This is a genomic window from Kitasatospora sp. NPDC034035 (assembly GCF_055575755.1).
Genome location: NZ_JBVISA010000024.1, coordinates 22,503 through 37,020 on the forward strand (window position 1 = coordinate 22,503; position 14,518 = coordinate 37,020).

Below are 14,518 nucleotides of genomic sequence, written 5' to 3' on the forward strand. Positions count from 1 at the left end.
CACCTCCGGTCGGTCGTGGTGCGCCCACTCTGTCAGGCGGTACCGGCGCAGTAGTCCCCGAGGCCCCGTTCGACCAGGGCGAAGGCGCGGCGGGCCGCGTCGAGCGCGGCGGGCAGGGCGTCTTCGGCGCGTTCGCCGGTCAGCATCCGGCGCTGGTTGCGGCCGGTCAGGGTGAGCCGGGCGGCCATCAGCTGGGCGGCGGCGAGCTGGGCGGTCAGCTCGTCGTGGGCCGGGTCCTGGGCGAGCAGCTCGGCGGCCAGCAGGGCCTGTGCCTGGTGGTCGAAGCCGGCGGTGGTGCGCATCAGCAGGGCCGGGGTGCGGTGGATCAGCCGGACCACGTCGAGCACGACCTGTTGGTCGCTCAGGCCGGTCGCCGGGTCGAACACCGCGAGCGCCGACAGGAACTGTTCGCGCAGTGCCGCCACCGCCGAGGTGCCCGGGGCGCGTTCGCGCACCACCCGGGCTGGCTCGTCGAGGTGGTGCTCCATCGGGCCCAGGACCAGGTCTTCCTTGGACGGGAAGTAGTTGAAGACGGTCATCTTGGACACCTCGGAGGCGGCCGCGATCTCGGCCACGGAGACCTGGTCGAAGCCCCGTTCGGCGAACAGTGTGACGGCGGTGCGCCAGATCCGCCGGGCGGTCCGGATCTTCTTCCGCTCGCGCAGGGGGAGTGCGTCGAGGTCGAGGTCGAGGCCGACGTCCGTGCCGGTGCGCGTCTCCATGGGGGAACTGTACCAGGATCAAAGGTTGACCAGGCTGAAAGATGTGCCGGGATGAAGTGTTGACCGGGTATAAAAATCCTGCCATGGTGAGGGCGAGCCCGCCCGACCGCATCCGTCCGGGCCGAATTCCACTGACGCTGGGGGGACTTCCCTATGGCATCCGCCGCCTTGACCGCACCCGCCCCGATGACACCGGCCCGACAAAGGCTGGCCATGCTGCTCTGCCTGGTCACGATCGTGCTGGCCGTGCTCGACATGAACATCGTGTCGGCGGCCACCGTGCCGATCGTCCGCGACCTCGACCCCGTGCACGGCGTCGACCGGCTGCCCTGGCTGATCAGCGCGTTCTCGCTCGCCGCCACCGCACTGCTGCCGCTGTACGGCAAGCTCTGCGACCTGTACGGCGCCAAGCGGGTGCTGATCGGCGCCCTCGGCACCTTCCTGCTCGGCTCCGGGCTGTGCGGGGCCGCGCAGTCGATGGGCCAGCTGATCGCCTTCCGCGCCGTCCAGGGCATCGGCGGCGGCGGGCTGATGAGCGTCACCATGGTGGTCATCGCCCACCTCAAGGAGCCGGCCGGACGCGGCGGCAAGGGCGGCGCGATGGGCGGGATCGTCGCGGGCCTGGGCATGGCGGTCGGCCCGCTGATCGGGGCGCTGTTCACCGACCACCTGAGCTGGCGCTGGATCTTCTACATCAACCTGCCGCTCGGCCTGCTCGCCCTGGCCGGCATCGCCCTGGCCGTCAAGCTGCCGCCGGCCGCGGGCCGCCGGAGCCTGGACTTCCTCGGCGCGGCCCTGGCCGCCGCCTTCGCCACCGGGCTGCTGCTGATCACCGAGTGGGGCGGCAAGGACCACGCCTGGAACTCCCCGGTGATCCTCGGGCTCTGCGCCGCCGTCCTGGCCGCGCTGGGACTCTTCCTGTGGCGCCAGGCCACCGCCGCCGAGCCGATCCTGCCGCTGTCACTGTTCCGGATCCGCGCGGTGCGGCTCGGCTTCGCCATCCAGGGCCTGGTCGGCGTCGCCATGACCGGCTCGATCGTCTACGTGATGCTCTACCTGCAGATCGCCCGCGAGGTCGCCCCGACCTCGGCCAGCCTCTACCTGATCCCGATGGCCGCCGGCATGACCGCGGTCGGCCTGCTGGTCGGCAGGCTGACCGCCCGCGGCCACTCGACGCGGACCTTCCTGGTGGCCGGTGCGGGCTGCGCGGCGCTCGCCCTGGGCCTGCTCGGCCTCAGCGGGCCGGACACCGGGCTCTGGGCGGTGCTGGCCGAACTCGCCCTGCTGGGCTGCGGGCTGGGCCAGCTGATCGGCCAGCTGATCACGGTGGTGCAGGAGGCCGTGCCCCGGCACCAGCTCGGTGTCGCGACCACCGGGGTGCGCTTCTTCCAGACCCTCGGCAGCGCGCTCGGCGCGGCGCTGTTCGGCACCGTGCTGGCCCGGGCCTACGAGACGGGCGAGCCCGGGCGGACGCTCGGCGCGGTCCGTACGCTCGCCGGCGCGGCGCACGAGCACGCGGTGCGCAGCTTCACCGACGCCGTGGACGTGGTGTTCCTGTCGGCGGGCGGGGTGCTGGCGCTGGCGCTGCTGCTCGCGCTGCGGCTGCGGCCGGCGCAGGGCGAGGCCGAGGGCGCCGGGAGCACGGGCGCCGGGGCGGAGGAGGCGCGGCCGGTGCTCGCGGCCTGAGGCGTCCGAGCGGCCGCTCGGACGGGGCGGGGCCCGGTGGACTGCGGGGAGTCCACCGGGCCCTGGGCTTTCCGGCCTCAGGTCCGGGCGGCCCACTCGGAGGCCAGGATCGCCCAGATCTCCTTGTCGAGGCGGACCCCGTTGTGCAGGTACCACTCGCGCAGCACGCCGTCCCGCCGCATGCCGACCCGCTCGGCGACGGCGCGGCTGCGGGTGTTGACGGAGGTGCACCACCACTCGGCCCGGTGCAGGCCGCGGGTGACGAAGGCGTAGTCGAGGAGCTGCCGGACGGCGGCGGTGATCAGCCCGCGGCCCTCGCCGGCCGGTTCGGTCCAGGCGCCGATCTCGCAGACGCCGGACTTGGTGTCGAAGCCCACGAACATCACGCCGCCGACCAGCGTGCCGTCCAGCCAGATGCCGTAGATCCGCTTCTGGTCGGCGGCCTGGCCGTCGGCGTAGCGCTGCAGGGTGGCGCGGGCCGAGTCCAGGTCGGTGGAGAAGGTGGCCCACGGGATCCACGGGTCGTTGTGGGCGCGGGCCCGGTCGATGTGGGCCAGGAACTCGGGGGCCTGCCACGGCTCCAGCGGGCGCAGTTCGGCGTGGTCGGTGAGCGGTACGGCAAACACGGGCGGGCCTTTCGCGGGTGGGGCGCGGACTGGTCGGAATCATTCATAACAAACGTTTGGTATGTACGATAGCCCCCATGACGCCGGCCCGTGGAGACCATGACGCCCGCCGCTCGGACGTGTCCGAGGGGGTGTGGCGGGTGCTCTCCAGCCGGGGCTTCGAGGGGCTGACCCTGCGCGCCGTGGCCGCCGAACTGGGTGCCTCCACCGGACTGTTGACGCACTACTTCCCGAACAAGCGGGCACTGCTGAGCCACGCCCTGGAGGAACTGGACCGGCGCTCGGGCGAACGGCCCCGGCGCACCGCGCCCGCCGACGGCAGCCCGCCGCCGCCCGCCGGACTGCCCCGGCTGCGGGCGGCGCTGCTCGACGTCCTGCCGCTGGACGCGGAGGCGTCGGCCGGCAACCGGATCTGGGTCGGCTCCTGGGACCACGCCCTGGCCGATCCGGAGCTGGCGGCCGCGCACGCGGGCCGCTACGCCCGCTCGCGGGTGGCGCTCACCGAGCTCGTCGCGGACGCCCAGCGGCTCGGGGAGCTCCCGGCGCAGGCCGACCCGGCCGAAGTCGCCGCCGGGGCGCAGGCCTTCGTGCTCGGGCTGGTGGTGCAGGCGCTGTTCGCCCCGGAGGAGTTCCCGCCGGAACGGCAGATCGCCCTGCTGGACGCCCATCTGGCAGGGGCGGCGGGCCGACCGGCGGACTGACCGGTGGACTGACCGCTAGGCCGGCCAGTGGACTGGCCGGCGGGCCGACCGGCTGCCGGAAGGCTGTCGGAATGTTCCTGGGTGGGGGATTCGCCCGGGATTTCCGCCGTTTGCGGAGCCTGGCGGGAATGTCCGAACCGCGCCATTCCCGCCGCGTGATTCCCGGAACCGACGGCATTGGCCGGCGGTCGTTTTCGCGGCGGGCACGACACGCATTGTCACGGCTTATGCGCGGTGGGTGCTCGGCATTACCGGGGGAGTCGGCCCGGCTACGCGTAGTCGCGATTGGCGCCGGTGGCCTGCGGGAATTGCGGGATGGTGCCCCCAGCAGGATTCGAACCTGCGACCTACCGCTTAGAAGGCGGGTGCTCTATCCGCTGAGCTATGGGGGCGGGACGGGCGGCGCCCGGGTGGGCGTGACCGTGGCCGGGATCGGGCGACGAGCGCCGGGGCGCGCGCGGTCCGCCCCGTGCCGGAGGGTGGGGGTGGGGGTTGGCGGGCCCTCGTCCTGTCGGGGACAGGATAAGGGTGTCCAGTTCCTCGTCCGAGTGTGACGACACCGTCGTTGGTGTGTCGGTTCGGTGGAGCGGTCCGATAATCGCAGGTGAAGGCCGTGCGTGCAGCGGTCTGGGAGTGTTCCGCGCCGGACGTTGTGCAGTCGTTACGGGGCTGCCTCCTCACCCGTTATGGATTCGACACGGAGAATGTGTCGCCGACGGTGCGGGTGGGGGCGGTAATCGCGGTTGTGTCGGTCGGATGACGTGCGCGGACGGTCCCCGGCGGGTGTTCCGGCGCACGGCGCCCGGGGCGGCGATCAGCGGGTTTGTTGTCATGGCCGCGAAGAGTCGGGGGCGAAGCGCTTCCGGGAAGGCTGAAATTCACCCCTGCGAGTGACAACTGTTCCATGAGGCCGAGTTATCCACAGGATTTCGTAAGTCACTGGCCGGGATTTCTCCCGAAGTGCACGCTCAAGGCGCACCGGTCGATTCCGTACGGTGCATCGGCGAGAACGGAGTGTGCTGTGAACGAGTCGCATGTGACGGTGCTCGGCAATGTCGCCACGGAGGTGAGCTACGGGGAAAGCGCCGGCGGGGTGCCGACGGCCAGCTTCCGGCTCGGCTGCACCGAGCGGCGGTACGACCGGCAGCGCGAGTGCTGGGTGGACGGCGAGACGCAGTGGGTGACGGTGACGGCCTGGCGGGCGCTGGCGGTGAACCTGATCGGCTCGCTGGCCAAGGGCGATCCGGTGCTGGTGAGCGGCCGGCTGCGGGTGCGGGAGTGGAGGGAGGGGGAGGCGCGGCGCAGTCGGGCGGAGATCGACGCCCGATCGGTCGGACACGATCTCACCCGCGGTACCTCGGCGTTCCGTTGGGCGGCCGGGGTGCGCGGGCAGTCGCCGGGCGGCGCGGGGCCGGCCGGGGCGCAGTCCGGGGGCGAGGTGGTGCCGGAGTGGATCGTGAGCGCACTGGAGGCCCGCAGGGCGGCCGCGGTGGCCCCGGCGGCGGCCCCGGCGGGGGTGGCGGCGGTGGCTTCGGCGCCCGGTCCGCGGGCGTTGCCGCCGGGCGCGCGGCCGGTGACGGGAGGACAGGTCGAGGTGGCCGAGAGGGGGCGGGGAGGTGACGGGCCGGATGCATTGAACTGACCGGTCGGTGACCTTCCCTGTCGACAAATATGTTGATCGAGAAGGTCGTTGTACCCGCACGTGCAATCCCGACCGGATAACGGAAAGTGGCGGAGAGTTTCTGGCCGACCGTCAGCTTGTGTGGAACCTGAGGGGGTTGATAACGATCCAGATACGGAATCGTCCTGATTTCGCATGGGGGTTTCGGGGCTCGTGGGGGTCAATAGGATTCGTCTGGTTCATACCCGCAGCAGTGCCTCCAGGGGGCACGCGCGGCACGGCAAGTCGGCGGACCGCCCCATCGGTGCGGCTCGGCCCGGAGGGATCCCAGATGTTCCAGAGGCAGGGGCGGAGTCTGTCCCGGATAACCACTGTCATGCTCACGACCGGACTGGCGGTGAGCGGAGGACTGTTCGCGGCCGGTGCGGCGGTCGCGGCGGACACCCCGGGCTCGGGTGTGACCGCTGTGGTGCAGCCCACGATGCTCGGCGAGAAGATCGACGTCGAGGGCGAGGGCACCGTCGACGGCGGCCTGTTCACCCTCAAGACCGCCGACGGTGAGCTGCAGACCTACTGCATCGACTTCGGCTTCCCGGTCGACATCCGGAAGAAGATCCAGTACCAGGAGTCCGACTGGGCCTCCAGCTCCCTCGGCGACAAGAACAAGGTCGAGGCGGCCTCCAAGATCCGCTGGATCCTGGAGAACTCCTACCCGCAGGTGAAGGACCTCACGGCGCTCGCCAAGGCCGCCGGCACGGGCAGCCTGACCGCCGAGGACGCCGCCGCGGGCACCCAGGCCGCGATCTGGAAGTACTCGGACAACAAGAACGCCGTCCCGCACAGCGCTGACGCGAAGAAGCTCCGCGACTACCTGACCGGTGCCGCCAACAAGGGCATCGCCGCCGAGCCCAAGCCCTCGCTGAGCCTCAGCCCGGACTCGGTCTCCGGCAAGTCCGGCGCCAAGCTCGGCCCGTTCACCCTCAACTCCAGCGCCTCCGAGGTGAAGCTGGCCGTCAGCGGTGACTCCGCCGACAAGGTCAAGCTGCTGGACAAGGACAGCAAGCCGGTCGGCGGCTCGATCGCCGGTCCGATCGCCAAGGACACCCAGCTGTTCCTGGACGTGCCGGCCGGCACCCCGGACGGCTCGGTCACCGTGAACGCCAGCGCCTCCACCGTGGTGCCCAGCGGCCGTGTCTTCCTCAGCAAGGGCTACACCCGTGAGGACCACAGCCAGACCATGATCCTGGCCGGCTCCAGCAAGCTCAGCGTCGCCGACGCGGCCAAGGCCACCTGGAAGCAGGGCAAGGGCGCGCTGATCGACAGCACCGCCAAGGTCGAGTGCGCCAGCGGCGGCGTGCGCGTCGCCGTCACCAACGGTGGCGACGAGGCCGGCACCGTCACGGTCGGCAAGCAGCAGCTGACCGTCCAGCCGGGCAAGACCGAGAGCGTGCTCGTCCAGGTCGCCGAGAAGACCGGTTACAAGATCACCGTCTCCGGCCCGAACGGCTACACCCGCGACTTCGAGGGTGTCCTGGACTGCAAGACCGGCACCGGCGGCACCACGCCGACGTCCGGTCCGTCCACCCCGGCCCCGAACGGCACCCCGACCGGCACCCCCTCGGGTACCCCGAGCACCGGCGCCGGCCACCCCTCCCCGGCGCCCACCAGCACCACCCCGGGCACCGGTGGCCTGGCCCAGACCGGTGCCAATGACTCGACCCCGATCCTCGCCGCCGTTGCCGGTGGCCTGGTCGTGGCCGGTGGCGCCGCCGTCTTCGTCCTGCGCCGCCGCGGCCGCCACGGTCGCACCACTGCCTGACCGGTTCCGCGGGCCCCGAGGCACTGACCTCCTGAGGCCCTGACGCAGAGCCGAGCCCGGCCCCCCGCAGTCGCTGCGGGGGGCCGGGCTTTTGCGTCGCGCGCGGAGGGAAGCGGAGGTCGGCGGGCGGGGGCGCCCCGTCGGGGGCCGACGCAGGGGCGGAGGACGCGTGCGGGGCACGGCCGGGATACCCCGGAGGGGCACCCCGGCGGTTCGGGGCTCGCGGCCGGGTGCGGCACAATGGAACGCTGCAAGCCGAATACTCCCGACGACGCCGGAGCGATCTCACGTGGCGGAATACATCTACACGATGCGCAAGGTGCGCAAGGCTCACGGAGACAAGGTCATCCTTGACGACGTGACGCTCAGCTTCCTCCCCGGAGCGAAGATCGGCGTCGTGGGCCCCAACGGCGCCGGTAAGTCCACCGTGCTGAAGATGATGGCCGGCCTGGAGCACCCCTCCAACGGCGACGCCTTCCTCTCGCCTGGGTTCACTGTCGGCATGCTGCTCCAGGAGCCGCCGCTGGACGAGTCCAAGAACGTGCTGGAGAACGTCCAGGACGGCGTCAAGGAGATCAAGGGGAAGCTCGACCGCTTCAACGAGATCGCCGAGCTGATGGCGACCGACTACTCGGACGCCCTGCTGGACGAGATGGGCAAGCTCCAGGAGGAGCTGGACCACGCCGAGGCCTGGGACCTGGACGCCCAGCTGGAGCAGGCCATGGACGCCCTGGGCTGCCCGCCCGGCGACTGGCCGGTCACCAAGCTCTCCGGTGGCGAGAAGCGCCGCGTCGCGCTCTGCAAGCTGCTGCTGGAGGCCCCCGACCTGCTGCTGCTCGACGAGCCCACCAACCACCTGGACGCCGAGTCGGTGAACTGGCTGGAGCAGCACCTGGAGAAGTACAAGGGCACCGTCGTCGCGGTCACCCACGACCGGTACTTCCTGGACAACGTCGCCGAGTGGATCCTGGAGCTCGACCGCGGCCGCGCCTACCCGTACGAGGGCAACTACTCCACGTACCTGGAGACCAAGCAGTCGCGTCTGAAGGTCGAGGGCCAGAAGGACGCGAAGCGCGCCAAGCGCCTCAAGGAGGAGCTGGACTGGGTCCGCTCCAACGCCAAGGGTCGCCAGGCGAAGTCCAAGGCCCGTCTGGCCCGCTACGAGGAGATGGCGGCCGAGGCGGACAAGATGCGGAAGCTGGACTTCGAGGAGATCCAGATCCCGCCGGGCCCGCGTCTGGGCAGCGTCGTCATCGAGGTCGAGAACCTCAACAAGGCCTTCGGCGAGAAGATCCTGATCGACGACCTGAGCTTCACGCTGCCGCGCAACGGCATCGTCGGCATCATCGGCCCGAACGGCGCCGGCAAGACCACCCTGTTCAAGATGCTCCAGGACCTGGAGACCCCGGACAGCGGCACGGTCAAGGTCGGCGAGACCGTCAAGATCAGCTACGTCGACCAGAGCCGCGCCAACATCGACCCGAAGAAGACCCTCTGGGAGGTCGTCTCCGACGGTCTGGACTGGATCAACGTCGGCCAGGTCGAGATGCCGTCCCGCGCCTACGTGTCGGCCTTCGGCTTCAAGGGCCCGGACCAGCAGAAGCCGGCCGGCGTGCTCTCCGGTGGTGAGCGCAACCGCCTGAACCTGGCGCTCACCCTCAAGCAGGGCGGCAACCTGCTGCTCCTCGACGAGCCCACCAACGACCTCGACGTCGAGACGCTCTCCTCGCTGGAGAACGCCCTGCTGGAGTTCCCCGGCTGCGCCGTGGTCATCTCCCACGACCGTTGGTTCCTGGACCGAGTGGCCACCCACATCCTCGCCTACGAGGGCGAGAGCAAGTGGTTCTGGTTCGAGGGGAACTTCGAGTCCTACGAGAAGAACAAGATCGAGCGGCTCGGCGCCGACGCCGCCCGTCCGCACCGGGCCACGTACAAGAAGCTGACCCGAGGCTGACACCCAGCCGTCACAACGGCCCGGCAGACTGCCCTCCGGGGCGGCCTGCCGGGCCGCGGCCCGCCGCCACCGCCCGTCGCCACCGAGGCGACGGCGGCGGCGGGCGACCGGAACCGAGGAGAACACCCGTGGCTCGCCACATCTACGCCTGCCCGCTGCGTTGGTCCGACATGGACGCCTTCGGGCACGTCAACAACGTGGTCTTCCTGCGCTACCTGGAGGAGGCCCGGATCGACTTCATGTTCACCCAGGCCGCCGCGGCCGGCGCCGGGGAGTTCGCGGGCGGTTCGGTGGTGGCGCGCCACGAGATCGACTACAAGCGCCCGCTGGTGCACCGGCCGGAGCCGGTCACCATCGAGACCTGGGTGACGAAGATCGGCGGTGCCTCGCTGACCGTCTCGTACGAGGTCAAGGACGTCGCCGAGGACGGCACCGACATCGTGTACGTCCGGGCGTCCACCGTGGTCGTCCCCTACGACCTGGCCGAGGGCCGGCCGCGCCGGATCTCGCCGGTGGAGCGGGAGTTCCTCGGCCGCTTCATGGACGAGCCCGTGCCCGCCGCGGTCTGACCGCCACGTGATGATTCGAGCTGAGCTGCGTTGACCGTCACCGCCCGTCTCGCCCTGACCGACGCCGGGGAGGCCGCCGACCTCTCCGCCTTCCTGCTGCGCCTGCTGCGCTTCGACAAGGCGGCGGCCGTCCGCCTGCAGGCGGTGGAGCCGGCCGCCGAGGACGGCGTGCTGGCGGTCTTCGGACGGCTGCCGCTGGGCGGTTCGGGCGCGCTGGCGATCCGGACCGCGCGGCTGGACCGCCTCGACGAGCCGGTGGACCTGACGGTCTCGGCGGGCCAACTGCTGGACGGCGTGGACGCCGAGGAGGGCGCCGTCGCGCTGCCCGCGCCGGTGACCGGCCCGGCCTGGGCCGGGCTGCTGCCGCCGCGCACCGGCTGGCGGCCGGCCGGGTCCCCGCCGGCGGCCGAGGTGTACCCCGAACTCATGGCCGGGGTGCGGGAGTTCCGCGAGCGCAGCGAGGCCGTGCCGGCGCACCACCGGACCCGTACGGTGCTGGACGCGCTGGCCGACGAGATCTGGTCCCGTCCGGTGTCCGCGCTGCCGGAGCTGCCGCTGCGGGCGGTGCACGCCGCGTACGTGATGGGCTTCCTGAAGCCCGGCGCCCCGCTGTCCGTGCACCGGGCGGGCGGCTGGCTGCGGCTGAGCGCCCCGGCGGGCTCGGTGGCGGTGCGCACCGTGGCCGCGCCGGGCGCGGGTCTCGGGCTCAGCGCGCTGGTCTAGCCGGGCCCGGGCGGGCGGAACGGGCGGCTCAGCCCTCGGTGTTGATCATCGAGGCGGCGGCGTAGGTCAGGTAGTCCAGCAGCTGCCGCTCCTGGTCGGCGGCCAGTTCCAGGCTGTCGACGGCCGCCCGCATGTGCCTCAGCCAGGCGTCGTGGGCCGCGCGGTCGACCTTGAACGGCGCGTGCCGCATCCGCAGCCGCGGGTGGCCGCGCCGGTCGCTGTAGGTGCGCGGGCCGCCCCAGTACTGCATCAGGAACAGCGCCATGCGCTCCTCGGCCGGGCCGAGGTCGCCCTCGGGGTACATCGGCCGCAGCAGTTCGTCCTCGGCGATGCCCTCGTAGAACCGGTGGGCCAGGCGTCGGAAGGTCGGCTCACCGCCGACCTGGTCGTAGAAGGTCTCCTCGCTCAACGTGCCCTGCCGGATCTCTCTCACCCGACCATGGTCGCAGACGCCGACGGGGTCGTACACCAGGACCAAAGGCGGGGGTCCAGGGGCGTACGACCCCGTCGGGGTCAGGCATCAGCGCGAAGCGGTCAGGCCGGTCGAGCGGTCAGGCCGGTCAGGCGTCTTCCCACTTGAACAGCTTCCAGGCGATGCCGGTCAGCACCGCCGCGAAGAGCAGCAGGCCGCCCATGGTGGGCAGGGCGTCCATGACGCCGCCGCCGCGGGTCAGCACCGACTGGGCGGCGCTCACCAGGTAGTGCAGCGGCATGACCTTGGAGATGGTCTGCAGCCAGCCCGGGGCGCCGTCCAGCGGGAAGAACGAGCCGGACAGGAAGGACATCGGCAGCACGATGACCTGCGAGATGCCGTTGGCGGCCTCCTCGGTCTTGGCGACCGAGCCGGCCAGCAGACCGATCGACATGAAGGCGAGCGTCGCGCACACCACCAGCGGGATGATCAGCCACCAGTCGCCGGTGAGCTTGAGTCCGAAGAAGCTCGTGGCGACGACCAGGAAGACGGTGCTCTGCAGGAGCGCGGTCAGCAGGGAGACCACGACCCGGGAGCTGACCACCGTGCCCGCGCTGATCGGGGCCAGCCGCAGCCGCCGCAGCACCTTGGTCTTGCGCCAGTTGACCAGCGTCAGCGCGGCGCCGAACACCGCGCCGGTGGCGATGGCCCAGCCGAGCAGGCCGGGGGTGAGGAACTGGATCGGCTTGAGCGACTTGTCCTCGACCTGCTGGGCGTCCAGCACGTAGGCCGGGGGCTGTCCGGTGGCGGCCTGGTTGGCGCTCTGAACCACCGAGTTGAGGATGCCCTGGAGCGCGCCGGCGCGGACCGTGTCGGCGGCGCTGTAGCGCAGCTCGACCTTGCCGTCCGGGCCCTGCGTGATCATCGCGTCGAAGTCGCCCTTGCGGACCTTCTCCAGCGTGGCCGACTCGTCGTCGGTCCTGGTGATCGTGAGGACATCGTTCAGGCCGCTGCGCGCGTCGCCCTGGATCGAGTCGAACAGCTTCACCGCGCCGACCTGCGCCACCTTGGCGTGCGGGCTGCCGGAGCCCTTGGTCACGGTGCCGAAGAAGACCAGGAACACCAGCGGGAAGAGCAGGATGAAGAACGTCGCGGTGCGGTCGCGCTTCATGCCGAGCAGCATCGCGCGGGACAGGCTCCAGAACGCGCTGACCCGCTCCCGCCCGTCGGCGGCGCCGGCCGAACCGCCCCGCTGGGCGGGCACCTTCGGCTCGGTGGAGGTAGAGGCGGTCATGCGCGGAACTCCCGTCCGGTCAGCTGGAGGAAGACGTCCTCCAGGGTGGCGCCGCGCACCTCGAGGCCGCGTAGCGCGCTCTGCTCGGCCAGGACGCTGAGCACCGGGGCCGGAAGGCGGGTGGAGACGGAGAGCGAGACGGTGTCGTCCTCCAGGTTGGCGATGTCGGCGCCGGCCGCGGTGAGCAGCTCGCGGGCCCGGTCGAGCGGCAGCTGGCCGGAGGCCACGCTGATCCGGACGGTGTCGTCGATCTCGCGGATCAGCGCCGCCGGGGCGCCGGTGTGCAGGATCTTCCCGTGGTCCATGATCGAGACCCGGTCGCAGAGCACCTCGGCCTCGTCCAGGTAGTGCGTGGTGAGCACGACCGTGCGGCCCTCGGCGTTGATGTCGCGCAGGAGGTCCCAGAGGTTGCGCCGGGCCTGCGGGTCCAGACCGGTGGTGGGCTCGTCCAGGAAGACGAGCTCCGGGTCGTGGGCCAGCGCGCAGGCGATCGACAGGCGCTGGGCCTGGCCGCCGGACATCTGGTCGGTCAGGGTCTCGGCCTTGTCGGCCAGACCGACCCGCTCCAGCATCGCATCGGCCCGCTTGGGACCGACCCCGTAGAACGACGCGAAGGTGCGGATGGTCTCCCGGGCCGTCAGTTTCCGGAAGAAAGCGGAGGCCTGGAACTGCACGCCGATTCGCGGCAGCAGTTTCGGATTGCGCGGCCAGGGAGCCATCCCCAGCAGCTCGACCCGGCCCTCGTCCGGTTTCCGGACGCCTTCCAGGATCTCCATGGTGGTGGTCTTCCCGGCGCCGTTGGGGCCCAGGATCCCGTAGAACTCGCCGGCCTCGACGGTGAGGGACACCCCGTCGACGGCCTGTACATCCCCGTACCGCTGACGGATGCCGTCGGCGGATATAGCTGCAGTCATGTGCCCTGAGCCTAGGGCTTCAGCGTGTCCCTGTGCACACCCGCGACGGTGAATTTGTGGGTTCCTTGAGGATTCTGGAACAAAACCGGGCCGGGCGGATGTTGAATTCCGCCCGGCCCGGCCGGAGTTGTCGGTGACGCTTCCTCAGGAAATCGTTCCGAACAGTTTTCGGAGCTGTGATCTTCCGTCAGGCGCGGTGCACCGTGATGGTCGTCCAGGCGCCGACGTGGATCCGGTCGCCGTCGTTCAGCGGCACCGCGGTGTGCGGGGCGACCGCCTCCGCGCCGCCGTTCACGGTGGTGCCGTTGGTCGAGTCCTGGTCCACCAGCACCCAGCTGCCGTCCGCCTGTTCGGCGAGCAGCGCGTGCTGGTGCGAGGCGCCCGGGTCCTCCGGCGGGACGGACAGGTCGATCTCCGGCACGGTGCCCCGGTGCTGGCTGCGCCGGCCGATCCGCAGCTGGCCGCGGCCGGTCAGCGGGATCCGGCGCTCGGGGCAGTACGGCGGGAAGAACAGGCCGGCCGCCTCGGGGCCGCTGCGGGCCATCATGTCGGTGAAGTAGTCCCGGTCGGCCGAGACCACGGCGATCCAGGTGGTCCGCACCGGCTCGGCCGGGGCGGCCTCCTGCTGGGGGTGCTGTGGCTGCGGCGGGGCGAGGTGGAAGGAGGTGCCGAAGTCGCCGCCGCGGTTGTTCGGGCCGGGACCGGCCGGCTGGGCGTACACCGGGCCGGAGTCCTCGCGCACCGGGGCCTCGGGGAACGCGGACTCGGGGTACGCGGCCTCCGCCGGCGGGTAGCCGTAGGTGTGCGGCTGCGCCGGGGCGTGCGGCTGCTGCGGGACGGGCGGGGCGACGGCCTGCCGGCCGGCCGCCGGCTGCTGGTGCGGCGCCTGGCCGTACTGCTGCTGCTCGTGCTGCTGGTGCTCGTGCGGAGCCTGGCCGTGGCCGTACTGCTGCTGCTCGTGCGGCGCCTGGCCGTACGAGGACTGCGGCTGCTGCTGCGGGGCCCCGCCGTACGCCGCCGGGATGTTCAGCGGCCGCGACTGGGCCGGGCCGGGCGCGGGTGCGCCGGTGGCCGGGGCCTGGCGGCGCGAGGGCGTGGAGAGCTCGTAGTCGTAGCCGCACTCCTCGCAGAACCGGCCGGTCTGCGGGCTGCGGCAGATCGGGCAGACGACCAGGCCCTCGGTGAGGCCCTGCGGCGCCGCGGGCGGCTGCGGGAAGGCCCCCGGCGGCATCGGGGGAGGGGGCGGTGGCGCGCCGAAGGACGCACCGCCGTGCTCCGGGTACCCGGCGGGTGCGCCGGGCGCGGGGGCGGGGGTGGCGGCTCCGGGCGCGCCCGGGTAGCCCCCGTGGGCGCCGTGAGCGCCGGGGTTCGGGGCCGGCGGGGTCATCGGGAAGCCGCAGAAGTCGCACCAGTCCTCGGCCTGCGACTCGTGGCCCCTCGGGCAGATCGGCATCAGGTCCCCCTCGTTTCGGGCCGG

General features: G+C 71.8%; 13 protein-coding genes and 1 tRNA gene. 7 read left to right on the forward strand and 7 right to left on the reverse strand.

Going from position 1 to position 14,518, the window contains the following annotated elements:
* Positions 1–32: 32 nt before the first annotated feature.
* Positions 33–722 (reverse strand): TetR family transcriptional regulator, encoded by a 690-nt coding sequence (locus ACZ52J_RS29130; protein WP_465622970.1) that lies wholly within the window; start codon positions 720–722, stop codon positions 33–35.
* A 153-nt stretch (positions 723–875) separates the two neighbouring features.
* On the opposite strand from ACZ52J_RS29130, the gene ACZ52J_RS29135 reads away from it, so the two are divergent.
* Positions 876–2,408, forward strand: coding sequence for an MFS transporter (locus ACZ52J_RS29135; protein WP_465622971.1), 1,533 nt, complete (start codon positions 876–878; stop codon positions 2,406–2,408).
* Between the two features lie 77 nt (positions 2,409–2,485).
* Here ACZ52J_RS29135 and ACZ52J_RS29140 read toward each other — a convergent pair whose 3' ends face one another.
* Positions 2,486–3,034: a GNAT family N-acetyltransferase gene (locus tag ACZ52J_RS29140; protein ID WP_465622973.1), complete on the reverse strand. Its 549-nt coding sequence runs from the start codon at positions 3,032–3,034 to the stop codon at positions 2,486–2,488.
* Between the two features lie 77 nt (positions 3,035–3,111).
* On the opposite strand from ACZ52J_RS29140, the gene ACZ52J_RS29145 reads away from it, so the two are divergent.
* Positions 3,112–3,735, forward strand: a complete 624-nt coding sequence (locus ACZ52J_RS29145; protein ID WP_465622975.1) for a TetR/AcrR family transcriptional regulator — start codon at positions 3,112–3,114, stop codon at positions 3,733–3,735.
* Positions 3,736–4,051: 316 nt separating this feature from the next.
* Here the strand turns inward: ACZ52J_RS29145 and ACZ52J_RS29150 are convergent.
* Positions 4,052–4,127, reverse strand: a tRNA-Arg gene (locus ACZ52J_RS29150).
* A 629-nt stretch (positions 4,128–4,756) separates the two neighbouring features.
* On the opposite strand from ACZ52J_RS29150, the gene ACZ52J_RS29155 reads away from it, so the two are divergent.
* The 5 genes from ACZ52J_RS29155 (at position 4,757) to ACZ52J_RS29175 (ending at position 10,421) form a co-directional block, all read left to right on the forward strand.
* On the forward strand, positions 4,757–5,377 hold the full coding sequence (locus ACZ52J_RS29155) for a single-stranded DNA-binding protein (protein WP_465622976.1): 621 nt from the start codon (positions 4,757–4,759) through the stop codon (positions 5,375–5,377).
* 355 nt (positions 5,378–5,732) lie between these two features.
* Positions 5,733–7,175, forward strand: a complete 1,443-nt coding sequence (locus ACZ52J_RS29160) for a Cys-Gln thioester bond-forming surface protein (protein ID WP_360503525.1) — start codon at positions 5,733–5,735, stop codon at positions 7,173–7,175.
* Positions 7,176–7,464: 289 nt separating this feature from the next.
* Entirely contained in the window at positions 7,465–9,129 is a 1,665-nt protein-coding gene (gene ettA, locus ACZ52J_RS29165; protein ID WP_360503522.1) for an energy-dependent translational throttle protein EttA, read from the forward strand.
* Between the two features lie 128 nt (positions 9,130–9,257).
* Positions 9,258–9,698, forward strand: coding sequence for an acyl-CoA thioesterase (locus ACZ52J_RS29170; protein ID WP_360503519.1), 441 nt, complete (start codon positions 9,258–9,260; stop codon positions 9,696–9,698).
* Between the two features lie 30 nt (positions 9,699–9,728).
* Positions 9,729–10,421, forward strand: coding sequence for a DUF8185 domain-containing protein (locus tag ACZ52J_RS29175; protein WP_360503516.1), 693 nt, complete (start codon positions 9,729–9,731; stop codon positions 10,419–10,421).
* Between the two features lie 28 nt (positions 10,422–10,449).
* Here the strand turns inward: ACZ52J_RS29175 and ACZ52J_RS29180 are convergent, their stop codons facing one another.
* The 4 genes from ACZ52J_RS29180 to ACZ52J_RS29195 all read right to left on the reverse strand — a co-directional run bounded on the left by ACZ52J_RS29180 (position 10,450) and on the right by ACZ52J_RS29195 (position 14,494).
* Positions 10,450–10,854 carry a globin gene (locus ACZ52J_RS29180; RefSeq protein WP_360503513.1) on the reverse strand — a complete coding sequence of 135 codons (405 nt, stop codon included), beginning with the start codon at positions 10,852–10,854 and terminating at the stop codon, positions 10,450–10,452.
* 127 nt (positions 10,855–10,981) lie between these two features.
* Positions 10,982–12,127 carry an ABC transporter permease gene (locus ACZ52J_RS29185; protein ID WP_360503510.1) on the reverse strand — a complete coding sequence of 382 codons (1,146 nt, stop codon included), beginning with the start codon at positions 12,125–12,127 and terminating at the stop codon, positions 10,982–10,984.
* Positions 12,124–13,041, reverse strand: a complete 918-nt coding sequence (locus ACZ52J_RS29190; RefSeq protein ID WP_465622978.1) for an ABC transporter ATP-binding protein — start codon at positions 13,039–13,041, stop codon at positions 12,124–12,126. Before ACZ52J_RS29190 ends, ACZ52J_RS29185 begins: the two co-directional genes overlap by 4 nt.
* Before the next feature lie 187 nt (positions 13,042–13,228).
* Positions 13,229–14,494 (reverse strand): FHA domain-containing protein, encoded by a 1,266-nt coding sequence (locus ACZ52J_RS29195; RefSeq protein WP_465622980.1) that lies wholly within the window; start codon positions 14,492–14,494, stop codon positions 13,229–13,231.
* Between the last annotated feature and the right edge of the window lie 24 nt (positions 14,495–14,518).

What these genes read in the sequence shown, in the direction of transcription:
- ACZ52J_RS29145 (WP_465622975.1), top strand. Translation starts at nt 3,112, where the DNA reads ATGACGCCGGCCCGTGGAGACCATGACGCCCGCCGCTCGGACGTGTCC.
- ACZ52J_RS29160 (WP_360503525.1), top strand. Translation starts at nt 5,733, where the DNA reads ATGCTCACGACCGGACTGGCGGTGAGCGGAGGACTGTTCGCGGCCGGT.
- ACZ52J_RS29190 (WP_465622978.1), bottom strand. Translation starts at nt 13,041, where the DNA reads ATGACTGCAGCTATATCCGCCGACGGCATCCGTCAGCGGTACGGGGAT.
- ACZ52J_RS29195 (WP_465622980.1), bottom strand. Translation starts at nt 14,494, where the DNA reads ATGCCGATCTGCCCGAGGGGCCACGAGTCGCAGGCCGAGGACTGGTGC.
- ACZ52J_RS29135 (WP_465622971.1), top strand. Translation starts at nt 876, where the DNA reads ATGGCATCCGCCGCCTTGACCGCACCCGCCCCGATGACACCGGCCCGA.
- ACZ52J_RS29185 (WP_360503510.1), bottom strand. Translation starts at nt 12,127, where the DNA reads ATGACCGCCTCTACCTCCACCGAGCCGAAGGTGCCCGCCCAGCGGGGC.
- ACZ52J_RS29130 (WP_465622970.1), bottom strand. Translation starts at nt 722, where the DNA reads ATGGAGACGCGCACCGGCACGGACGTCGGCCTCGACCTCGACCTCGAC.